This window comes from Streptomyces longisporus (genome assembly GCF_039532765.1).
Lineage (GTDB): Bacteria > Actinomycetota > Actinomycetes > Streptomycetales > Streptomycetaceae > Streptomyces > Streptomyces longisporus.
The window spans coordinates 527,842-549,499 of the sequence record NZ_BAAASG010000011.1 but is presented as its reverse complement, the minus strand read 5'-3'; the positions used below and the strand labels follow the sequence as shown (position 1 = coordinate 549,499).

Below are 21,658 nucleotides of genomic sequence, written 5' to 3'. Positions count from 1 at the left end.
TGTTGTGCGGCTGCGCGGCGGGGCCCGACCACCGGGCGCCGCCGGCATTTCACGGACGCGGGGCTGTGTCCGGTCTTGTGGCTGCCTACCGCCCCGTCCGCCGGAGATGCTCCTCAATGAGGCCGAGCGTGGCCTCCGGCTGCTCGATCTGCGGCAGGTGCCCGGCCTTGGGCACGACTTCGAGCCGCCCGTCCCCGAAGGCGGCGGCATACGCGGCGCCATAACCGGGCGTCACGATCCGGTCGCTCTCGCCCCACACCAGCAGCGCGGGCGTCCGCACACGCCTCAGCCGTCGCAGCAGCTTCGGATCATGCATGTACGGCTCGCCCGCGAGCAGGCGCATGGTGGCCATGTTGCCCTGCCGCATGGCAAGTTGCTCGGCGGGCAGCAAGGCCGGGTCGACGTAATAGCGGTCCGGTTCGTGCCAGGAGAGCTCCGCCGCGGCACGGGCATCGAGGGCGAAGTAGTCCGCGATCGGCTCGGACTCGACGTACACACCGACCGCATCGATCAGCACCAGCCCGCTGATCCGCTGCCCGGCGTCCCGCACCGCCATCTCCGCGGCGATCCACCCCCCGAGGGAGGATCCGACGACCAGGACGTCGTCCAGGTCACGGTCCTGGAGGAGGTGGAGGTAGGAGAGCGCGAGGTCGTCGACCCCCGTGCACCAGTCGGGGCGAGGAGTCCCGTCCCACCCGGGGTGTACGGGAGCCAGCACAGGACCGGCACCGGACAGATGCCGGACGATCCCGGCGACGGTGGCGGGACCTCCGCCGCCGTGCAGGACAAGGACAGGACGGCCGGAGCTGTGATCTGAAGGAGTCATGCCCGAGAGCATAACTAAAGATGTTTATATAAGCTAGCTTAGCTTTCGGCTAAACTGCGTCCATGCACGCTGACCTGCAACTCCTCGGCCGGGCGGTCAAACAAGCCCAGTACCGCCAACACCGCGCACTGGACAGCGCCTTGGCGACGGTCGGCTCGACCCTCGCCCAGTGGGACGCGCTCCGTGCGATCGCCCGCACCCCCGGCGCATCGGCCCGCGAACTGGCCGCCGCCACCTTCCAGACCGAGCAGGCCTTCGGCACCCTGGTGGGCCGGCTGACCGCACAGGATCTGGTCGAGCGCCGCCCGGGACACGGCCGCCGTATCGAACACCACCTGACACCGGCGGGCGAACGGCTTCTGAAGGCCGGACACAAGGTGGCCGACGAGGTGCTGGCCGAGACCTTCGCACCGCTGCCCGAGCCGGACCGGGCAACGCTGCTGGACCTGCTGCAACGCCTGAACGGAACGGTCGCGAAGCCCTGACCGAGCGGTACCCCTGCCGGTTCAGTCGACAAAGCGCCGGGGCGCGCCACCGCCGCACAACGGGGAAACCGACGGCCTGCCTGCGTCCGTACCGTCTGGGCAGCTCGCGGGCCGCGGACGTGCTGCACGCAGTCGGCGTGCTCATCGACGGACCCGCGTGCGTGCCGCACCTGCCCGGCCGGGCCCACCTGCGGCTGCTGTGGTCGGCGGCCCCGGTCAGGTGACTGTCCGGATGGTCGACGGCCACGGGCCCGACCGGTTCGCCCACGATGCTCGCGCTGCCGGTCGCAGATCGTCGGTATCGCCTGTTCCTGCGCCGTGGACGGTCCCCTCGTCACGCCTTTCACCGGTGCGCACCGGGTCGTCGAAGGTGGGTGGCGGCCGCGCCGAAGCGACGGCGCAAGCCGGCGGGGTCATACGGCGAGCACGCGAGCAGCAGAGCGGCGGTGACCAGGGACGTGGCCAGACCGGCGCCGAGCGTGAGGGCGGCCAGGGCCGGTACGGACGTCAACGAGCCCGTCCCGAACAGCGGCCACAGCGCGTCACGGAACGCCGTCGCGACACTGATCGCGACGCACCCGGCGACGGCCGATGCCTCGGCGATACGGCGGGGCCGGGTGCGCGGCGGCCGGGCGATGAAGCCCGCGACCGCGTTGCTGATCACGCAGAACGCGAGGTGGGAGGTCGCTGCGACGACCAGAAACCAGGCGATCAGCAGCGGGTCCGTCCAGCGTTCGCCGATGGCCTGCGCACCGGTGAGGGTCGCCGCGGTCAGCGTGCTCAGCGTGACGAACACCGTCATCGCGCGCCGGCGCACCCAGACCGCCGCGTCAGGACCGGCCCAGCGCCGCAGCACGGGAATCCGTCGGCAGAGGAGGACGGCGTCGCCGAGCCAGTCGCTGCCCGGGCCGCCGGCCGAGCGGCGCCGGCGGCGACATCGCGCAAGCGACACTGCCGCCACCAGGGTGAGTACGGAGCTGACGACCAGCCCGCCGATCAGCACCGATGCCCATGTCCCCGAGGGCGAGGCAGGCGCCCCGGCGATGACCGCGGCCCACTCGGACACCACCGTGAGCCCGACCAGCGTGAGCAACGCGCCCGCCGCACGCACCGTCTGCCGCGCCCGGTCCGCGCCCCCCGGCGCCCGCCACACGAGCAGCCGTAACGCGATCACCAGGGCGAGCACCGGCACCGCGAACTGAGCCAGGGACACCACCACGTCGTACGGGTCGTCCTGCCACGGACTGGCCGCCCTGACCGTCTTGTCCTGGGTCTCCAGCACCGTCAACGCCTCGAACACACCGGCCGTGCCGAGGCTCGTCCAGACCGCTGCCGGACAGGCCCGGCGGTTCTCCTTCACGTGTTCCATGGCCCGCTATAGTACGCACCTCGTACTACGTGACAAGTAGCATCGCGGCTCGTACCATGTGGCCGGGAGGCAAGGAAACCCATGCACAGCAACGACGCCCAGATGCTCGTGCTCACCGTCCTCGCGGACGGCCCGCTGCACGGATACGCCATCAACACCGCGATCGAAGAACTCACCGGCCGCAAACTCGGCCCGGGCAGCCTCTACGGAGCGCTGTCCCGGCTGGAGGGGCGCGAGCTGATCCAGCCTGCGGACCAGGCGTCAGAAACCCAGGAACGCCACCGCACCATGCAGATCACCGACGCGGGCCGCGATCAACTGCGCGCCGAACTCCAGCAGATGGCCCGCATCTCCGCCGCCGGCCTGCGCGCCCTCGGGATCACCCCGGCATGAACGCGGCCACGCTCCTGACCCGGCTCTACCCGCCGGCCGTGTGCGAGCGATGGGGCGAGGACATCCGTCACGAGGTGTCCGCGGCGGGAATCCGCTCCTGGCCCGACACCCTCGCGGGGGCGGCGCGACTGTGGCTGCACCCCGGCGACTGGCCCGAGACGTCCACCGGCCAGACCCGCCGCGTCCTGACCGTCGCCCTGTTCGCGCTTACGGCGGTCACCGGACTGCTGCTGCGCTCGGCCGCACCCTCCACCACCCTCACGGCCGACGTCCACCACCCCGCCACCAGCCTGTGGATCGCCCCGCTCCTGCTCGGCATCGTCCTCGCAGCGCCGCTTCCCCGGCCGAGCGGCGCGGCACTGCGCTCCCTGACGGCCTCGGCGGTCCGTACCCTGACCGCCCCGGCCGCCGCGGTCGTGGCCCTGTGCCTGACGGCCTGGAGCGGCGCGGCCGAACACCTCACGGGCTTCGCCGACGCCGCCGTGGTCCTCTGCTACTGGCTCACGCTCGGATTCGTCGCACTGCGCCTGTGCGTCTTCGTCGCCCGCATCACCCGGACCGCCGCCCTGCCGACCACGCGCCGACTGTCCACCGCCCTTCTGCACATCGGGACGGGACTGGCCCTCGCAGCAGGGCAGAGCCTCCTCGCCATCGTCCGGACCGCCCCTCGACCGGGCTCCCTCGTCGAAACTCTGACGCTGGGCCTCCTGGCCGCCACGGCCATCAGCGCCGGCCACGACCTACGGCGGAAGAGGGCGTAGGCCCCAGCTGTCGGAGTACGTGCAGGTCAAGGTGCGGAATCCAGGGCGGCCCAGATTTCTGCTGCTCCGGGTGGGACGTAACCCGGCGGCCACAGCGTCTACAGAGTGTGGACGACGAACAGGATCTCGGATGAAGCGCCGGTACGAAGAGGAATTCATGGTGTTCGCCGCTGCGCGATCCGCACCTCTGTTCCGCTCTGCGTGTGTGCTCACCAGCGGTGATGTGCACCTCGCGGAGGACCTGGTGCAGGACACGCTGGGCCGGACGTATGCCAACTGGCGCAAGATCGCGCAGGTTGACGACCCGGCGGCCTACACCCACACCGTCCTCGTACGGACCTACCTGTCCTACCGCCGCCGACGCAGCAGCTCTGAGCAGCCCACCGACACCCTGCCGGACTCCGGTGCCGCCACCGAGCACGACGCCCCGCTGCGGGTCACGTTGCTCGACGCTCTCGGTCGGCTCTCGGCGCGGGACCGGGCCGTGCTGCTCCTGCGCTACTGGGAGGACCGCAGCGTCGAGCAGACCGCCGCGATCCTCCAGGTGCGGCCGGGCGCGGTACGCAACCAGAGCATGCGCGCACTGGCCCGCATCCGGGACCTCCTGGGCCACGACCTGTCCGAGCTCGTCAGCCCCTGACCCCTGTGCCGCGGCGCCTGCCTCACCCTCTTCACCGACTCCCGAAACGCGGTGCCCCACCATGCCCATCGAAGAAGACTTCACCGAAGCCCTCCGCACCACCTTCCAGCCCTTCGAGCCGCCCAACACCCCGTCACTTCTGCAAGCGGGCCTCCGCAACGGCCGGCGCAGGCGCCGCCGCCGCGCGACGGCCCTCGGCGTGAGCGGGGCGGCGGTACTCGCGCTCGTCGGCCTCGGCGCGCTGGTCGTTCCCGGACAGCTGTCCCACGGGCGTACGAACGCCGACCGCACGCTCGCCGATCCGGCGGTCTCGGCCACGGCATCCGCCGCCCCGAAGCCGACCTTCACCGGCACACTGCCCGCCGACCGCGCCCTCGCCACCCTCACCCCGCTGCTGCCGACCGGCCTGACCCACTCGACCCCGCCCGGCGGCCGACGGTCCGGGCAGCTGTGGGTGGACGACGGCCACGGCAAGTCGCTGCTCGAAGTGCACGTCTCCCGGCAGACCTCCACCACCGAGATCCGCAACCACGTCTTCGCCGGCACGACCCCCTTGCCCGACGGCACCCTGATCCAGTCCCGGCAGTCACCCCCCGGCACGAGCCCCGGCCACCAGACGGTGAACGTACTGCACCCGGACGGCCTCTACGTCACCCTCATGGAGTGGCAGGCCCCGACCCAGAACGGCCCCTCGACCCGCTCCACGCCGATCCTGACACTGGGGCAACTGCGGGCCATCGCTACCAGCTCGCGGTGGCGGTGACGGCCGCCGCGGGCGTGCGGGACAAACCCGGCCCGTAGCCGTACCTTCAGCGAGCGCAGGGCAAAGTGCTGAGAGGACCCATAGGGGAGCAGTGCTCAAGACCTGTGGATCGGTTCCGGGACGAACGCGGAAGCCATACCTTCCCGAATGATCCTGTGATGGTCACCGAGCAGGCCCGCGTTCGCAGCGCGGGCCGGGAAGGCTCGCCCGTGCTCAGCGTGGTCACCGGCGAGAGCTCCACCGAATCCGGCTCTCAGACCGTGATCGCAAGCTTGCCCTGCACGCCACCGGCCGCCAGCACCTCGTGAGCCTTGGACAAGCTCTCCAGCGGGAACACCTGCTGCAGGTGCACCCGAAGCCTTCCCTCCTCGACCAGCTGGGCCAGTGCCTCCAGACCGGCCGGGTCCGGCTCGACGCCCACCGCCGCGAAGCGCACGCCGGACTGCTTCGCCAGCTGCGGCAGGGTGGTGCTGAGCCGCTCCACCGCCGTCACCAGCACGCCGCCCTGACGCAGCACGCCGAAGGAACGCTCGGCGTTCCCGCCGCCCAGGGTCTCCAGCACCACGTCAACTGGCGCGTTGCGAAGCACCTCTGTGTAGTCCTGGGTCCGGTAGTCGACCAGCTGGTCCGCACCCAACTCGCGCAGGAAGTCGTGCTTGGCCGCGCTCGCCGTGCCGATCACCTCTGCGCCGAGGTGCTTGGCCAGCTGCACCGCGATGTGCCCGAGCCCGCCACCCGCACCGTGGATCAGTACCCGTTGCCCAGGCCGCAGCTGCGCGATTTCCACCAGCGCATGCCAGGCGGTCAGGCCGACCAGCGGCAGCGCCGCGGCCTCCTCGTGGCTGATCCCTGCGGGCTTGCGAGCCAACTGCCGTGCGGGGGCGACGAGGTACTCGGCGTTCGCCCCGGCCGCGGCCGGGAAGTACGGCATCCCGTACACCTCGTCGCCGGCCTTGAACCGGTGCACACCCGGATCGACCTGCTCCACCACCCCAGAGACGTCCCAGCCCAGGACGAAAGGTGGCTCGCCCAGCAACGGGAAGGCGCCGGAGCGGACGAACAGTTCCACGGGGTTGACGCTGGTCGCCCTGACGCGGACCAGCACCTGCGTCGGTCCAGGTGCCGGCTTGGGCGCGTCGTCGACGAGCTCCAGCACTTCGGGGCCGCCGAAGGACTTCTGGGTGATCGCACGCATCGTCATGCACTCCTGTTCGGAAAGTCGTTCGGGATGCCCCTATCCTCGGCAGGGCGGTACCCGTTGAACAGAAGGCACTTCAAAGGTATATAGGTACCTCATGGGTACTACTGACAACCTGCGCTTCTACGGCGGCGCGGACGCCTATCTGGCTGCCTGCCCCTCCCGCCAGATCCTGGACGTACTCGCCAACAAGTGGACCATGCTGGTCATGGGCGCACTGTCCGGCGGCCCGATGCGCTTTGGCGAGCTGCGCCGCCGCCTGGACGGCATCACTCAGAAGATGCTCACTCAGACCCTACGTACCCTGGAGCGGGACGGCCTCGTCACCCGCACGGTCTACCCGACCATTCCGCCGAAGGTTGAATACGCGGCCACGGAGCTGGGCGAGAGCGTCACCGCGCTGATGCATGCAATCCGCGCCTGGTCCGAGGAAAACATCAATGCCGTGCTGGACGCCCGCGACGCCTACGACGCGCGGGCCGCCCAGGAGGTACAGCCCGTCACGGCCTGACAGCCTCCGCTCGGCAGCGCCTCGCTGCCCTCGGATTCGTCATCCAGACCCAGCCCGCTTGCTGGCATTCCTGCGGGTGAAGACGCTCGTCGACGAGGACGAGGTGGGCCGGCTCTGGACGATCTTCGCGCAGTCCTTGTCGAACTCAGGGACGCAGGAGGTCGGGGCGGCATTCGCCAGCAGGTTCTCGACGTCTACGCCGAGATCCATGAGAGCCAGTTGCGTACTGCACGACAGATCCAGTACTGCCGTTCTCCGATGCGCCGTTGTACGACGCGTTGGTGCTCCGCCGCGGGATGGGATGAGCCCGGACCTCAGACCTCATCAGGACGTCATGCTCCGTAAGTGAGGCCCACCGGTTCCAGGGTGAGCGTCACCAGGGCAGAGGCTCCGGGCGGCGGTTCCACCACCAGCCGTGTTCCGCGGCGGCGTCCTCGAGCCTCCCCAGCTCCTTGCGAAGCAGATCGGTGTCCTCGACGGTCAGCTCGGCGAAAAGAGCGTCCAGCGGATCGAGTGAGTTGTGGAGCAAGACGGTGATGTTTTCCGGCAGCTGGGTACATACCTGCTCCAGTTTGTCGCGGGCTTCCAGACGTTCGCGGTAGAGGTCCTGCGGATACCAGCCGGAGGGCGCCCATGCGGCTTCAAGCTGTCGGACGAGTTTCTCCCAGGCGCCCAGACAAGTCCTTGCCGTCCAGGCTGGTGCACCCGGGGTGCTGGTCTCCTCCGGCTGTAGGCGCTGCAGGTGCGCCGCGAAGGCATCGGCCAGTGGGGTGGCGATCTTCAGCTCTCGGACGATTTCGGGGATGCGGGCAACGGTGACGTGCGGAAGCTGGCCGACGGGAGTCTCGACCCTGTCGATCGTGAGGCGGGGCTCTTCGTCGTCGGATCCGTACAGCCGTGCTCGTGTGACGAGCCCTTCTGCGGTGGCCAGCCAGTAAGCGCTTGGCGGCGTTTCCTCGGCGGGAAAGAGGACCGCCGTGCCTGCTGCCTGTGCGAAGGCAGATGCCAGCTCGCGCTCAGCGGGCTGCGGCTGCACGGAATCCTGGATGTAGATGTCCAAAGAGGTGGCAACGTCGCCGCGGACCCTCGCCGTCTCGCACAGCACCAGGGCATCCCAATTGCGTAGGTCCTGGTCGGTGGTCTCGTCGGCGACGTCCACCTCCTGTGCGCGCACCTGCAGGCACTGGGCGAGCGCCGCTGCGACGGTTGCGACGTCCAGCGGCTGCACGGAAAGGAGGTTGTACGTCATGGATAGGTCCCGTTGTAGACAGCCAGGGCCTTCTGTACGACACCTGGGTTGTTGGTGAAGCGTGGGTTCCGGGTCAGCTGCGGTGCGGCGCTGAGATCTCCCTTGGCCTTGACGATCTGCTGGAGGGCGGCATATTCGTTCCGGTCGAGCTTGACAATGCCCTTGCCGCTGTCGGGGAACACCCTTCCCGTGTCCTCGACGCCGTACGTGCGTCCGTTGATCTCGTAACGGCTGCTGTTGCCGTCCCAGGTGGCCCTGCCGGCCGCGATGTCGGCGACGTCCTGGTTAATGTCCTGCTCGTAACCGCGGAGGACGACACTGTTCGCCTCCTTGACCTCGCCGCTGCCTGCCCCGGAGATCGTATGCCGGGGATGCGGGGGCTTGAGATCCTTGCCAGCCGCGGGCCCATCGATGCCACTCCCCGCAGGCCAGGGCCCTTTGCCCGGCCCAGCACCCGCACCAGCACCGCCCACCCTCATCGCGTAGGCGTCACCGGCTGCGAGGTCTTCCGAAAGGTCGCCGGGAACGCCAGCCAATGCCATGCGCGGCCCGGCGAGATCAAGGTTGATCCCGTCGAACAGGCCGGACAAACCCCCGGATCGTGCAGCCCCGTAAGTGGCCCCGGCCCCACCCAGCAAGCCGCCCAGGAGTGCCCCGGATACCCCGGCCTGCCGGGCCTCGTCGAGGTTGATGCCGCCCTTCTGCTCGCCCAGGGCGATGGCCGTGGGCTGGGCGACGGCCAGGTCCACCGTGACGGACTCCACGCCACCGAACGCGGCGGTGACCAAGGTGGTGCCGGCGATGGCGGCAATCTCCTCGCTCACCGCCACCCCCAAGGAGGCCGCGAGCTCGGTGACAGTGACCGCGGCGGCAGCTGCGGCGCCCTCGGAGAGGCCGGCGGTGAAGACGGCCAGGGCGGTGCCTGCGACGAGCGTGGCGCCGACGATCTCCAGCTCGTGTTCGAGATGCTTCTTCGCCCCGTGTACGGCGTCCGCGTACGCGTCCAGCGCCTTGGCCATGTCCCGGGCCGCATCCGGCACGTCCTTCAGCCAGCCACGCCCGTTGTCGTAGTACCGGCGCCAGAACCTGTCGAAGGCATCGATCGACTCGCCCTTGTTGTCCTCGATCAGCGCACGGGCGGTCTTGTTCGCGGCGGCCTGGATGTCCTCGACATCCTCGGCGAAGGCCCGCCACGCCCGGGCGGCTTCCCGCAGCCCGTCCTCGTCAGCATCCGGCCACCACATGCCCGTCAGGTCCTGGACGACCTTGCGGGCCTTGTCCGCAACACTCACTTGCCGTCACCCGTGCCGCTGTGCCCGAACATCCCCCGGACGCGCTCTTCGTTGTCGATGTGCTTGTCCGCCATGTCAGCCAGGCCCGCGTGGACGCTGGCCAGGCCTTCGACGAGGATCTGCGCGGCGTGCTCGATCTGCTTGACGTGCGGGCCGTACGCGGTGTGGAACTTCGCGCCCTGCTCGTCGTTACCCCACGGGGCGCCCGCGGCGGCCAGGCCGTGCTGCAGCTTGGTCAGCGCGTGTGCGAGGGCAACGCTTTCGCGGTGGAAGGCGGGCGCCGCCGTCTTGATGTCGTCGACCTTGATGTCGAGTATCTCGTCCTTGCCGCCCATGACTTCGCGTCCTCCCCCTCCGTCAACTGCACGGGCGTTCGACCCTAGTTGGCCGTTTCCGATTCCCGACTGTGAGTAACGCAAAGGTGAGGCAAAGATCGCTTCGGCGGTCGTGAGTTGGCTCACTGGGCGGGTGCCGGGGGAGCGGGCTCAGCCCGGAACGCCTCGTCCTGGGCGCGGAGACGATGCTCACGCCCACTAGGCGGGCACGGGACAATCCAAGCAGCGGAAAGCTCTAAGGGTGTTGCCCGACGTGGTGGTGCTTGCCTCGAACTCGGAGAAGCCGCCGCTCTCGTTGCGATACACCACGCCAATCCCGTGTTCCGCCAGCAGGTTGCGGAGGTCCTCGCGAGGGAGTTCTGGGGTGAGAACCATCAGGTGGAGCGGCTGGCTGTGGGCAATGCTTCGCAAGTGATGGCGTGCTAGCAAGAGTTGAGCCATGGCTTCCGCCATCGACTCGCTGGCCGCACTCCCTGTCGGTTCATAGACCGTGTTACTGGCTGGGTTGTAGAGCTCGAGCATGAGTTGAGCCGTTGCGTCGCGCATCGACACCTCTAGCTGGCCGATCGTTTCTCCTGCAGCCAGAGAGCTCTCTTCGAAGTCGTCGGCCAGGTCATCGCGAGTAGCAGCCACGTGGTCGGCGTCGGACAACTGTCCCCGCTGGCGTTTCTGACGTCGATAAGCACGGGGGAGCTTGGCAGCGGTGCGGTTGAATCGGGAGCGGGGATTGGTGGTGCGCGGGAGGGTGTCCTCTTCCCGGCGGATGTACAGGCCGGTGGGGCGTAAGCGGAAGACGATTACGTTGCGATCTGCGTTTAATTCATCCTTAGCTCCCCGTATTTCGAATGGCTTGCGTTCATCGACCTTGAATTCACCTATGTACATATGTGTCCGGGTATCGCTTCCGGCAACCTTGCCCACGGCGACGAACAGGTGCAGGGTGCGACCCTTTTCGGCGTGCTCCAGGATCGATCTGTTGCCGCCCGCCAGGGCCTGATCGCCACGCTTCCCGACGCCGGTATAGGTGAATATGGGGCCGATGTCGTCATTTTCGGCAAGCCACCCGTCGCGATACCCGAAGCCTTCGCCGACCTTGCTGTCGGAGAAGATGAGGACGTTCCTCTTCTCGACTGCTGGGCAGATTCCGGCGTAGCCGGCCCCGCCGAGTACGGGATGTATTTCTGCGCGTGTGAGGATCTGACCCGGGCGAAACCCGGATGTGTGGGTCGTCATGATCCGAGGCTAGTGGTCTCAGTGGGCACAGAGTGGCAGATCTGACACGTCGCTCGTGATGGCGTTGTGATGGTCCTCCACCCAGGTGAGGATGGTGGCATGGGTGACTCGACGGCGACGGTTTTAGCAGGTGGCATCGGACTCATAGCAGCAGTCATCGGGGCTGTGATCGCGGGGAGGTATGCCGAAAGGGGAGCAAAGGTGGGTGGGCGCAAGGCCGTTGAGGCCGCGCTCGCACAGGTCCACGGGGAAGCGGCAGCAGAGCACTGGCAGTGGGTGCGTAGCCAGCGATATCAATCTTTCGCCGCTCTCCTCGCGGCCTACACGGCTCTTGATGAGGTGCTCGCACGCATCACACCTGGGGTCAGGGGTGGAGCCCCGCTTGATGTAGCGACGAGAGACGAACTACGACGGGCTGCACTGGGGCTGCAAGACAGGACAAGCTTGTTGGCGTTGTGGGGGCCGGATGAGGCGAGGGTGCTGGCGTACGGCCTGACACGAAAGGCAGTTGCGGCGGTGAGTTCCATTCTTCAAGTAGAGAGAGCCGTTTCCGAAGGTCGGAGTCCAGACTGGGCGAGCTATGAACAGGCGGGGAGTGACATGACCGATGCCTATGCCGCTTTCCTCCAGAGAGCTGGAGAGATAATTCGCGACCCTATGCAGACCGTCAGTTGACGCGGCTTGCTGCCTGCGCAATGGTGCCTATGAAGTTCTTCCATGTGACCCTGCTGACAGTGAGTTGCGGCCCCGAGGTGACCTTCGAGTCGCGTACTGCGATGCCTTCGGCCAGCGCGGCCATCTCCAAACATTCACCCCCCATACCGTTGCTGTAGCTGCTCTTACGCCACTGGCTGTTGGACGACGGCATCATCGGGAGTGCTCCTCCAGGAGTCTCGAGATCAGCAAGGTCGAACGCTGAGGGCTCAGCGCCAAGGCCCTGAGGTGGTCGAACGCTTTCGTGTAGAGGGATACGTCCTTGGGCTCTTCGAGGTAGACCGAATCGGTGAGGCCCTCTCGGTAGACCAAGTCCGGGTCCTCCTGCTCCGGGAAGCCGAGGATCGTGTACGACCCCGTGGTGGGGTAGGCACCCGCGTCGAACGGCAGGACCTGGACGGTCACGTTCTTCAACTTGCCAATTTCCAGCATACGTTCGAGCTGGTGGGTCATAACCTGGCGGCTGCCGACTACGTGCTGCAGTGCGCTTTGGTGCACAACGGCCCACAGGTCGGGTGCGCTCTCGCTGGTGAGCAGCTCCTGGCGTCGCATGCGGACGTCGACCATGCCCTGGATGTCCTCAGCGGTGTGGTCGACCCAGGCGCGGCACTGCTCGGCTGCGTACTCAGCCGTTTGCAGCAGGCCGGGAATGAACTCGGCTTGATAGCTACGCAAGTTGGAAGCCGCCTGCTCGAGTCCGACGTACACGGAGAACCAGGCGGGAATCGCGTCACCGTGAGCGTGCCACCACCCCTTTGTCTTGGACTCCTTGGCCAACGACTTCAGGAGATCGCGTAGTTCTTCGGCGGTCCCGTAGAGGCGGCATAGGGCTTCGACGTCTGAAGGTTGGACGCGCCCCTGTCCCGTCTCCATGCGGCTGACCTTGGAGCTGCTCCAGTCCAACTCCTTGCCCACCTGGCTACAGGTAAGGCTGCTCTCCTCGCGTAGCCGCTTGAGCTCGATCGCAAGTCGGCGACGGCGAGCGGTGGGAGATCCAGCCATGTCAACTCCTTGTGGGTTAGCGGAAGGTCCATCCCATCGGAAGGGGCGAGAAAGGCCAATCACCCTAAAGGGGGAATCCCTTCGTGCATGTTGCATGAGGGGACAGTCGCTGCGACGCTGTCACTCGGAGTCATCATGTGATGCACGGTGCGCAACGGCGCGTGCGAAAGGTGGACGAAGGTGATCTACGTGAGCGGTCGCGTCGGACGAGAGCCCTGGCAGCACGCGTTCGTCGCCCAACCGAGTGAAGTCGCCCAGCTGAGAAGGATGTTGAGGATTCGGCTCATCCTGTGGGGGCTGTCCGATCACGTAGATGCCGCGCAGATCTGTGTATCGGAGCTGGTAACCAACGTCATCCGGCATGTCGGCGAGGGGACGCCGACGACGCTCCGTATGACGCTGAGTGAGTCATGTCTACGCCTGGAAGTCGAAGATCCCGATGCGCGGGCGTTGCCCACCTTGCTTGCCGCCGGTACTGCTCTGGAGTCGGGGCGGGGGATGGCACTCGTCGATGCTGTAACCGACCACCGGTGGGGTGTGATTCTTCGCAGCAATTCCAAGGTGGTGTGGTGTGAGCTCGCTGCCGGTGCCTCCGTCACCGGTGGTCGGGCAAATGGCCCCCGGGTCACACGGGCTGAGGCGATCCTCGATCTGTATGGCTCCTGGCCGCTCCCGCAGGGTAGGGCGGTGGTAGAGGGTGGCAGTCTGCTGAGCACCGCAGCGGGAGAAGAGGCTGCTATCGGGGTCATGGCCGACGTGCTGCACTGGCTGAGTGCGCATGGCTATGACCCCGATGACGTACTCGACCGAGCCCAAACTCACTTTGAGGCTGAACTCGGCGAGTCCGTATGAAGGTGGCCGAGCCTGCTAGCCCGCGGTGATACCCGAGTACGACCACGCATCTGCAGGCAGTTCCTCATGCAACTGCCAGGTGATGGCCATGGGCTTGCTGCCCTCGTGGCGGACATACGTCGCAGGGCCGAGCAGCATCCAAGGGTGGGCCTTGCCGATGTCGGTGTCTTTGTAGCGCCGCATGAACAGCAGGACGTGGCTTCCGCGTTGCTTGTGCTGCTGGTAGCGCAGACCTGTGGGAGAGGTAGCTGCGGTCGTGCTCTGTGACTCCCAGTGGAAGAGGGAGGGGCTCAACGCGTAGTCCTTGTACCGGACCGTGGGGGAGAAGTCCTTCTCGTTCTTCTCGAGGGTGATCAGTAGTGCGTCCGTCTGGTTCTGCTCGTCCCACAGGACACCCTGTGCAAAGGATCCCGGCATCTGGCCGCCCAGGCGGGCGACACCCAGCGCGGCCAGGATCTCTGAGCGGTTGTATGCGCTGTGGACCTTCAGAGGGATGTGGGCGTGCGGACCCTGGAGCGGGAGGGGGAAGTGGTCGGCTTGCCCTATCACGTGGTTGAGTACCTGGCGCAGTTCGCTACGGAAGGCTCGCTGCTCGCGGAGCGATTCAAGTCCTTCCGCGTAGGAGTTGAACCCTCCGGCCTTGTCCCAGAGGTTGAAGAACAGCATGCGCGCGTAGGTCTGGTACTTCTCGCTCAGGGAGTCGTACGTCGGGGCGTCATCGCTCAACAAGCGCAGATACGCCTCAGCGCGTTCGCCGTCGTCGACGTGCAAGAACGCGTGCACACGCTTCAAGAGGTCCTCTTCGCCGGCCTGTTCAGGAAGGTCGGCCAGGCCAGCGCGGCGTAGGACCGTCGTCCATGAGTTGCTCGACTTATACAGCTCTCGGATTTCACGGCGACTTTCCTTGAGGTAGTCAGCGAGGACCGGTGTGTCGAAGACTTTCACTTCCTTCGCGAGGGTCTGGACGGTCGCCTTGATCTGGGTGCGAATGTTGTCCAGCACCAGCTGCTTGGACTTGCCCTCAAGGATGATCTGGCAGCCGGACGGTAGCAGAGGGAAGTCGTGCTCGGCGTGCTCAAGTAGCCGGTTGCGCGACAGGTTGGTCATCGCCCGGAACTGCTCCTCAAACCGGAACTCGGCACGATGTTGGCCGATGAAGTCGAGCACAGTGAGCACCGGCTTGTCCGGGGTGCGGCGCAGACCTCGACCGAGTTGCTGAAGGAAGACGGTGGCGCTGTTCGTGGGGCGCAGGAGGAGGATCGTATCGACGTCGGGGATATCCAAGCCCTCGTTGAAGAGGTCTACGGAGAAGATGACTTGGATCTCCCCGGTCTTGAGTTGGGACAGAACGTGGTCACGGACCTCGGGCTTGGACGAGCTGTCCAAGGATTCAGCCTTGAAGCCTGCATCTTGGAAGCACTTCGCCATGAAGTGAGCATGCTTCCTGCTGACGCAGAACCCGAGTGCTCGCATGTGCATCGGGTTGGACACTTTGTCCCGGACCTGCTTGATGACGATACGGGCGCGCGCGAGGTCCCCGGAGAACAAGTTGCCGAGCTGGCTCTGGTCGTAGGTTCCCGAGCGCCAGTTGAGGCGGGTCAGATCCGTGCCATCGGGCACGCCGAAGTAGTGGAACGGGCAGAGGAGGTCGTTGTCGAGGGCCTCCCACAGCCGCATCTCGGCGGCGATTCGGCCTTCGAAGAACTCGTCCTGCACATTCAGGCCGTCTGCGCGCTCGGGAGTGGCGGTCAGGCCAAGGAGTTGTTTCGGCTTGAAGTGATTGAGAACGCGGCGATATGTCGTAGCCGTAGCGTGATGGAACTCGTCGATGACGATGATGTCGAAGTGTTCCGGGTCGAACTGGTCGAGTCGCTGATCGGTGAGGGACTGGACGCTGGCGAAGACGTGCTTCCAGTCACGGGGCAGCTCGCCGCTGTAGAGCTCTTCGCCGAAGGACGCGTCGTCGAGGACTTCGCGGTACATACGAAGTGACTGCCGCAGGATCTCCTTGCGGTGTGCCACGAAGAGCAGCCGTGGGTACTCCTTGGCGCCCCACTCCTTGTGCAGGTTGCGGTAATCGAGTGCGGCCATGACCGTCTTGCCGGTACCGGTCGCAGCGACAAGCAAGTTGTGGTGGTGACCGCGCACCTCGCGCTCGACACGCAGTCGTTCCAGCATGTCGGCCTGGTGCGGGTGGGGGCGAACCTCAAGGCCGGAGAGGCTGATCTTGGCGTCTTGGCTGGACGGCGAACCGCCCGCCACGATCAGAGCCTCGTCCAACTTGCGGGCATCGCGATCGGGGTCGTACGACTCAAAAGCGATGTCGTTCCAGTACGCGTCGAAAGTGGCCTCGAATTTATTGAGCACGACTGGAGTGGCCACGGATGACAGGCGTACGTTCCACTCCAGGCCGTCGAGCAGTGCGGCTTTGGAGAGGTTGGAACTGCCTACGTACGCCGTGTCGAAACCGCTGTTCCGTCGGAACAGCCAGGCCTTTGCGTGGAGGCGGGTCGAGCGAGTCTCGTAGTTGACCTTTACCTCGGCGCCGAAGTCGCGGACGAGCCGGTCGAGTGCGTGGCGGTCGGTTGCTCCGATGTAGGTGGTTGTGATGACTCGGATGGGTACGCCGCGTTCCGCGGCGGCACGAAGAGAGTCTTCGAGCACGCGCAGGCCGTACCACTTCACGAAAGCGCAGAGGAGATCAATACGGTCTGCTGTTGCCAGCTCAGCGCGCAGCTCGCTGCCGAGGCTTGGATCCTCGGGGGAGTTGGTGATGAGCGCAGTTTCCGATAGGGGTGTGAGCGGCCGTACCGCGTAGACACCGGGGGCCTCCCGCTCGGCGAGCGCCAGCAGCTGCCGGGGGCCATCGGCGATGGTGCCTATGACTTCATCCGCATCCGGGTCCGGTGCGTGAGTGGCCAGTGACTGAAGGATCTGGTTGGCAACCGTCACCTGCTTGCTCTGGGGCAATTGACTGAGCCTGCGCCCCACGGCCTCGCTGATGTGGCGTGCCAGCACGTGGGGCGCGGACTCTTCGCTGACCTCTTCGTCGATCGCCTTCCAGCCCGCGGCTTCAAGCCGCTCCATCCGGTCATGCAGAGTCCTCGTGATGAGTTGCTCGTAGACACCTGCGACCGGCTGCGCCGAGCCCCCCGATTCCGCCACGACTGCTCCTTCGATCCCTCGCGCTTGATCTCTCGCGTAGATACGGGATCTGTTCTAACAGCAGTCACTGACAATTGATGCTCTTCTGCTAAAAGGTGATCGTTTTCGTCACACCCCGTGGCACCCCTCATACCCCCGCCCCGACCCACACCAACACCCAGCCCCCCGCTGCGGCGGCCACTCCACAGCCCGCCCACGCGCCGCCAGTGTCGTCGCGTACTGCGGCAGCAGCTCCGCCTCTCCCGGCGAAGCCATCTCCGACGCTGCGAAGGCCTCGTAAGAAGGCACCGTCCCCGTCACGATCCCCAGGTTCGGTGTGCCGGAAGCCGCCAGCTCCCGTAGCGATCCCTCTATCGTCGCCAGGTGCTCCTCATGGGACGGGTACTCGGACGCCAGCGTCGGGTACGCCTCCACCAGTTCCCTCAGCTCGTCCGCCGGCCAGTGCAGCACCGCCACCGGGAACGGGCGGGACAAAGCCTCCCGGTACGTCCCCAGCTCCGCCCGCAGGCGTGAGATCTCCGCCGCCAGTTCCGCCGGGTTGTCCGAGCCCAGGGACCACACCCGCTTCGGGTCGTGCAGTTCGTCCAGTGAGACCGGGGACGAGTGGAGCAGGTCCGCCACCGTGTCCCATTCGTCGTGGGCCACGCCCAGCATGCGGCGTACGCGGTGGCGTCCGAAGAGGAGCGGGTGCGTCGAGTACGGGGGTTCCTCCACGTCCGTCAGGAGCAGGCGGGCGGCCTCCGTGAACGTCTCCTGGGCCGCTTCCAGCTCGTCGTGGGCCTCCAGGGACTCCGCCACGATGACCCAGGGGGCCGGGTCGCGCGGGGACGCTGCCCGGACGCCGTCGATGATCGCTCGGGCCTCGGCCTCGTGGCCGTACTCCCACAGGTTCGAGGCCTTGAGGGCCCGTACCAGGTAGGGGTTCTCCAGGCCCGACTGGGACGACAGCAGGCGGTCGTAGAGCGTGGTCGCGGCGGGGCGGTCGCCGGCCAGTTCGAGATGGGCCGCGGCCTGGAGGAGCAGGGCCTCGGCGTCCTCGGGATACAGGCCGGCGGTCCGCTCCAGGCGGGCCGCTTCGGCGGTGTGGTCGACGTTCTCGGCAGGCGTGTCGGGGCGCATGAGGGAAACCGTACTGCCCATCCGTGGCGAAGAAGAGGTATGTGCTGGTCAAAGGGTGGGGATCACGTGACCTGCTCGGGACGCCCGCTTGCCGCCCACATCATCGTCGCCAGCGCCGCCGCCACGATGCCCGCCCCGACGTACAGCGGAGCCGTATAGCCAAGGCCCGCACTGATCGCGACCCCGCCCAGCCACGCCCCCAGCGCATTGCCCACATTGGACGCCGATACGTTCGCGCTCGCCGCCAGGGGGACGCCCTCGGCGTGGTCCGTGACGCGGGTGATCATGCCGGGGACCTGGGCGAAGCCGAACACGCCCGTGAGGAAGACCAGCACGACGGAGGCGGCCGGGCTGTCCGCCAGCAGGCCGAACAGCGCGAGGGTGGCCCCCAGCGCCGCCAGGGAGATGATCAGCGTGCGGTCGCGGTTGTGGTCCGCGGCGCGGCCGCCCGCCAGGTTGCCGAGGACCAGGCCGCTGCCGTAGACGACAAGGAGCCAGGCCACGTCCGTGTCCGAGAAGCCGGTGACCTCGGTGAAGGTGTAGGCGAGGTAGCTGAAGGCGCCGAACATGCCGCCGTAGCCGAGGGCGGTCGCGGTGAGGGTGAGCCAGACCTGGCGGGAGCGCATCGCCCGTAGCTGCCCTGTCAGGGCGCCCGTCGGCCCGGCGGCCTTTCCCGCCCAGCCCGGCACCAGCGCCGCGATCGCCACCGCCGCGACCACCCCGATCCCCGTGATCGCCCAGAACGTCGCCCGCCAGCCCCAGCGCTCGCCGACCAACGCGCCGAAGGGCACGCCCAGCACGTTCGCCACCGTCAGGCCCGCGAACATCACCGCCACCGCCCGCGACGCGCGCTCCGGTGGGACCAGACGGCGGGCGACGAGGGAGCCGATGCCGAAGAACGAGCCGTGGCACAGGGCGGCGACGATGCGGCCGAGCAGCATCACGGGGTAGTTCGGTGCGAGGGCGGAGAGGAGGTTGCCCAGGACGAAGAGGGCGACCAGGCCGGTGAGGACCGGCTTTCGGGACAGCCTCGCCGTCGCGGCCGTCAGCGCTATCGCGCCCACCGCGACGGTCAGGGCGTAACCGGAGATCAGCCAGCCCGCCGCGGCCTCCGACACCGCGAGGCTCCGGCCCACCTGTGGCAGGAGCCCCGCGATCACGAACTCCGTGAGGCCGATCCCGAAACCGCCGAGCGCGAGCGCGACCAGCCCGGTCGGCATCCTCCCAGAGGGAGCGGACAGCGGTGAGGACGTCAGATCGTCACCCCGTCTATCTGCAAGGTCTGCACCGCCTTCCCCGCCAGCGACACCGAGACCGACTTCCCGCTCAGGAACGTGTCCGAGTACGCCTTGTACAGGTCCCCGCCCGTCGTCACCGTGTTCCAGCGGGGAACAAGGCCGCCCGAACCGCCCGTCACCGTGGTGAAGTTGGAGAGGTTGAAGGTGAAGGTCTGGGCCGACGTCGAGGTGTTCAGTGCCACGATCACCAGGCGCTTCGCGCTCGAGTCGTAGGCCGCGACCGCGTTGCTCACACCCGTGTCGAGGATCTTCATGCCGGGGCGGATGTGCCGGCTGAACTGGGCCATCGTGTAGTACTTCGTCTGCACCGCGCCCGCCTGCAGCGTGCTCGCGTCGTACGCGATCATCGCCCAGTTCGTGGACGGGTCCATGACCTGCCAGTAGACCCAGGCGGTCGGGTGCAGCCAGCGGAAGTCGTAGAGGAGATTGAAGGCGAGGGTGTAGCCGGTGCCGTCGTTGTCGCCGGTCTCCGAGTTCCACAGGGCCTTGCCGGCCGTCGTCACGACATCCGAGTACAACAGGTCTCTACGACCGCCCGAGCCCTGGTAGCCGTGGACGTTGACCCGGTCCACATAGCCCTTGGTCGTCGAGGAGAAGGAGTTCCAGGTCGTGCGGGCGAGGTCGTAGCTCGTCTCGTCCGAGGCCGAGATCTTCGTGCTCGTCAGGCCCCGCTTGTCCAACTCGCTGCGGACGTACGGCAGTACGGCGGACTGGACGGTCGAGTCGATGTGGCAGCCCTCCTGGGTGCCGGTCGCCGTCCACCAGCTGGAGCTCGGCTCGTTGAAGGCCTCGACCGTCGCGAAGTTCACGCCCCAGTTGTTCTTCGCGTAGAGGGCGACCGCCGCCAGGTGGGAGGCGTGCTGGCGGTAGTTCCAGGACTGGAGGTTGTTGCCGCCGTCGGAGGCGCCGGACGGATTGTGGTTCAGGCACATCCACCACATGGGGGAGTTGGCGAACAGCTCGGTGGTCGCGCCGCGGGCCGTCGCCTTCACCAGCATCGCCCGCTGGGTGGCGTCCGCCGTCCACTTCCAGGCCGAGGACGTCGGGTCCTCGTTGTTCCAGTCCTGCCAGTAGCCCTCGATCTGCTTGAACGCCGGGATGTTGGGGGAGGCGACCATGCTCGCGCCGCTCACGGTGTTCGAGCTGCACGCGCCCAGGTTGTAACGGGCGATGTTCAGGCCCAGGCCGGGCAGCGTGGTGCCGTTGTACGTCGTCGACTTGGTGGTGAAGAAGATGTCGGCGAAGTCGTCCCGCGCGCCGAACACATTGGCCCACCAGGCCAGCGAGGTGCCCCAGCCCTCCCACGTGCCGTACGAGGTCCCGGGGTTGACGGCGATCGTGGCGTCCGCGCGTGCGGTGCCGGTCGCGAGAGCGCTGCCGAGGAGGGTGCCGCCCGCTGCGGTCAGCAGGGTTCTGCGTCGGATCATGGCTTCTCCGCCTTTGCTGGGACCTGGCCCGTCAGGTCACTGGAGGGAAGCATCGGGTGTGGCGGGTGGGGTTGTCGAGGGTTGTGCCAGCCCTTTCTAAAACCTATGTACGAAGTCCCGAACAGCCCCTGCCGTACAGCCGGCGCCGTGCGGGTCTGGTGACTTCGACCTCGGGCCCTTATCGTGCGGGCGGCCCGCTGAAGGAGGCGTACGCATGCGCGTTCCGGTCGTGCAGCACACCACCCGGCGGCAGCGCGCGCGCCGCCGACGTGCGCTGTGGACCGGCGGCGAACTCCTCGTCACCGCAGGCCTCGTGCTCCTGCTGCTCGTCGTGCACCAGCTGTGGTGGACCAACCGGGAGGCCAGGCGCGGCGCCGAGCGCAAGGTGGAGGCGCTGGAGCGGGAGTGGGGCGACGGGGCCACCGACAAAGGCGGCGACTCCGGTACGCCCGTCCCGGCCGCGACGCCCCAGCCGCGCACCGGCACCCGTGACAGCCGACAGGTGGCCACCGCCGCGCAGCCCCGCCCCTCCTGGTCCCAGGCCTACGCCATCCTCGTCATCCCCCGTCTGGGCCTGCGCGTCCCGGTCGCCGAGGGCGTCAGCAAGCAGGAGGTCCTCAACAAGGGGTACGTCGGCCACTACCGCGGCACCGGGCAGCCCGGCCAGGTGGGCAACTTCGCGCTCGCGGGGCACCGGAACACGCACGGCGAGCCGTTCCGGTACATCAACCGGCTGCGGGCGAAGGATCTCGTGGAGGTCGAGACGAAGACCGCGACCTACACCTACGCCGTCGACAGGACGCTCCCGCAGACCTCGGCCGGTGACTCCGGTGTCGTACGCCCGATTCCCCGCTCGACCGTCGAGCCCGGCTACGGGTACTCCGAGCCCGGGTACTACATCACGCTGACGACCTGCACCCCGGAGTACACGTCGAGGTACCGGCTGGTGGTGTGGGGGAAGCTGGTGTCGATGCGGCCTCGGGCCTAGACGGCGGAAAGGGCCCGTCAGCAGGCTGACGGACCCCC

23 protein-coding genes are annotated in these 21,658 nt (G+C 67.4%); 9 read left to right on the top strand and 14 right to left on the bottom strand.

Going from position 1 to position 21,658, the window contains the following annotated elements; translation table 11 throughout:
* Positions 1–85: 85 nt before the first annotated feature.
* A complete protein-coding gene (locus tag ABD355_RS24955; protein ID WP_344402839.1) occupies positions 86–826 on the bottom strand; it encodes an alpha/beta fold hydrolase in 741 nt (246 codons plus the stop codon).
* A 62-nt stretch (positions 827–888) separates the two neighbouring features.
* Here ABD355_RS24955 and ABD355_RS24950 point away from each other — a divergent pair, with 62 nt between their 5' ends.
* Complete coding sequence (locus tag ABD355_RS24950; protein WP_344402838.1) at positions 889–1,311, top strand: MarR family winged helix-turn-helix transcriptional regulator; 423 nt, start codon at positions 889–891, stop codon at positions 1,309–1,311.
* Between the two features lie 343 nt (positions 1,312–1,654).
* On the opposite strand, the gene ABD355_RS24945 is transcribed toward ABD355_RS24950, so the two are convergent.
* Positions 1,655–2,680, bottom strand: coding sequence for a hypothetical protein (locus tag ABD355_RS24945; protein WP_344402837.1), 1,026 nt, complete (start codon positions 2,678–2,680; stop codon positions 1,655–1,657).
* An 81-nt stretch (positions 2,681–2,761) separates the two neighbouring features.
* On the opposite strand from ABD355_RS24945, the gene ABD355_RS24940 reads away from it, so the two are divergent.
* The 4 genes from ABD355_RS24940 to ABD355_RS24925 all read left to right on the top strand — a co-directional run bounded on the left by ABD355_RS24940 (position 2,762) and on the right by ABD355_RS24925 (position 5,237).
* Positions 2,762–3,073 (top strand): helix-turn-helix transcriptional regulator, encoded by a 312-nt coding sequence (locus tag ABD355_RS24940; protein WP_344402836.1) that lies wholly within the window; start codon positions 2,762–2,764, stop codon positions 3,071–3,073.
* Positions 3,070–3,834, top strand: a complete 765-nt coding sequence (locus tag ABD355_RS24935) for a hypothetical protein (protein WP_344402835.1) — start codon at positions 3,070–3,072, stop codon at positions 3,832–3,834. The genes ABD355_RS24940 and ABD355_RS24935 overlap by 4 nt, the downstream gene beginning before the upstream one ends.
* 130 nt (positions 3,835–3,964) lie before the next feature.
* Entirely contained in the window at positions 3,965–4,474 is a 510-nt protein-coding gene (locus ABD355_RS24930) for a SigE family RNA polymerase sigma factor (protein WP_344402834.1), read from the top strand.
* Between the two features lie 61 nt (positions 4,475–4,535).
* Positions 4,536–5,237 (top strand): hypothetical protein, encoded by a 702-nt coding sequence (locus ABD355_RS24925; protein WP_344402833.1) that lies wholly within the window; start codon positions 4,536–4,538, stop codon positions 5,235–5,237.
* Between the two features lie 253 nt (positions 5,238–5,490).
* Here the strand turns inward: ABD355_RS24925 and ABD355_RS24920 are convergent, their stop codons facing one another.
* Positions 5,491–6,432 carry an NADP-dependent oxidoreductase gene (locus tag ABD355_RS24920; protein WP_344402996.1) on the bottom strand — a complete coding sequence of 314 codons (942 nt, stop codon included), beginning with the start codon at positions 6,430–6,432 and terminating at the stop codon, positions 5,491–5,493.
* 100 nt (positions 6,433–6,532) lie between these two features.
* Between ABD355_RS24920 and ABD355_RS24915 the strand changes: the two genes are divergently transcribed.
* Positions 6,533–6,946 carry a winged helix-turn-helix transcriptional regulator gene (locus tag ABD355_RS24915; protein ID WP_344402832.1) on the top strand — a complete coding sequence of 138 codons (414 nt, stop codon included), beginning with the start codon at positions 6,533–6,535 and terminating at the stop codon, positions 6,944–6,946.
* A 39-nt stretch (positions 6,947–6,985) separates the two neighbouring features.
* Here the strand turns inward: ABD355_RS24915 and ABD355_RS24910 are convergent, their stop codons facing one another.
* The 5 genes from ABD355_RS24910 to ABD355_RS24890 form a co-directional block, all read right to left on the bottom strand.
* Entirely contained in the window at positions 6,986–7,156 is a 171-nt protein-coding gene (locus ABD355_RS24910; protein ID WP_344402831.1) for a hypothetical protein, read from the bottom strand.
* Between the two features lie 163 nt (positions 7,157–7,319).
* Entirely contained in the window at positions 7,320–8,195 is an 876-nt protein-coding gene (locus tag ABD355_RS24905; protein WP_344402830.1) for a hypothetical protein, read from the bottom strand.
* Positions 8,192–9,439, bottom strand: coding sequence for a WXG100 family type VII secretion target (locus ABD355_RS24900; protein WP_344402828.1), 1,248 nt, complete (start codon positions 9,437–9,439; stop codon positions 8,192–8,194). The genes ABD355_RS24905 and ABD355_RS24900 overlap by 4 nt, the downstream gene beginning before the upstream one ends.
* 44 nt (positions 9,440–9,483) lie before the next feature.
* Complete coding sequence (locus ABD355_RS24895) at positions 9,484–9,822, bottom strand: hypothetical protein (RefSeq protein WP_344402827.1); 339 nt, start codon at positions 9,820–9,822, stop codon at positions 9,484–9,486.
* Positions 9,823–10,020: 198 nt separating this feature from the next.
* Positions 10,021–11,055 carry an SRA domain-containing endonuclease gene (locus ABD355_RS24890; RefSeq protein WP_344402824.1) on the bottom strand — a complete coding sequence of 345 codons (1,035 nt, stop codon included), beginning with the start codon at positions 11,053–11,055 and terminating at the stop codon, positions 10,021–10,023.
* A gap of 99 nt (positions 11,056–11,154) precedes the next feature.
* Between ABD355_RS24890 and ABD355_RS24885 the strand changes: the two genes are divergently transcribed.
* Entirely contained in the window at positions 11,155–11,730 is a 576-nt protein-coding gene (locus ABD355_RS24885; RefSeq protein ID WP_344402823.1) for a hypothetical protein, read from the top strand.
* Here ABD355_RS24885 and ABD355_RS24880 read toward each other — a convergent pair.
* Both ABD355_RS24880 and ABD355_RS24875 read right to left on the bottom strand, forming a co-directional pair.
* Complete coding sequence (locus ABD355_RS24880) at positions 11,723–11,926, bottom strand: DUF397 domain-containing protein (protein WP_344402822.1); 204 nt, start codon at positions 11,924–11,926, stop codon at positions 11,723–11,725. The two genes, ABD355_RS24885 and ABD355_RS24880, sit on opposite strands and share 8 nt — an antisense overlap.
* On the bottom strand, positions 11,923–12,771 hold the full coding sequence (locus ABD355_RS24875; protein WP_344402821.1) for a helix-turn-helix domain-containing protein: 849 nt from the start codon (positions 12,769–12,771) through the stop codon (positions 11,923–11,925). The genes ABD355_RS24880 and ABD355_RS24875 overlap by 4 nt, the downstream gene beginning before the upstream one ends.
* Positions 12,772–12,951: 180 nt before the next feature.
* Here ABD355_RS24875 and ABD355_RS24870 point away from each other — a divergent pair, with 180 nt between their 5' ends.
* A complete protein-coding gene (locus tag ABD355_RS24870) occupies positions 12,952–13,623 on the top strand; it encodes an ATP-binding protein (protein ID WP_344402820.1) in 672 nt (223 codons plus the stop codon).
* A gap of 15 nt (positions 13,624–13,638) precedes the next feature.
* Here ABD355_RS24870 and ABD355_RS24865 read toward each other — a convergent pair whose 3' ends face one another.
* From ABD355_RS24865 to ABD355_RS24850, 4 genes are all read right to left on the bottom strand, one after another.
* Positions 13,639–16,788 carry a DEAD/DEAH box helicase gene (locus ABD355_RS24865; protein ID WP_344402819.1) on the bottom strand — a complete coding sequence of 1,050 codons (3,150 nt, stop codon included), beginning with the start codon at positions 16,786–16,788 and terminating at the stop codon, positions 13,639–13,641.
* A 108-nt stretch (positions 16,789–16,896) separates the two neighbouring features.
* Entirely contained in the window at positions 16,897–17,907 is a 1,011-nt protein-coding gene (locus ABD355_RS24860) for an SEC-C domain-containing protein (protein ID WP_344402818.1), read from the bottom strand.
* Positions 17,908–17,969: 62 nt separating this feature from the next.
* Complete coding sequence (locus ABD355_RS24855) at positions 17,970–19,127, bottom strand: MFS transporter (RefSeq protein WP_344402816.1); 1,158 nt, start codon at positions 19,125–19,127, stop codon at positions 17,970–17,972.
* Positions 19,128–19,159: 32 nt separating this feature from the next.
* Positions 19,160–20,632 carry a glycoside hydrolase gene (locus ABD355_RS24850; protein ID WP_344402815.1) on the bottom strand — a complete coding sequence of 491 codons (1,473 nt, stop codon included), beginning with the start codon at positions 20,630–20,632 and terminating at the stop codon, positions 19,160–19,162.
* 214 nt (positions 20,633–20,846) lie between these two features.
* Between ABD355_RS24850 and ABD355_RS24845 the strand changes: the two genes are divergently transcribed.
* Positions 20,847–21,620 (top strand): class E sortase, encoded by a 774-nt coding sequence (locus ABD355_RS24845; RefSeq protein WP_344402814.1) that lies wholly within the window; start codon positions 20,847–20,849, stop codon positions 21,618–21,620.
* The last annotated feature ends 38 nt before the right edge of the window (positions 21,621–21,658 follow it).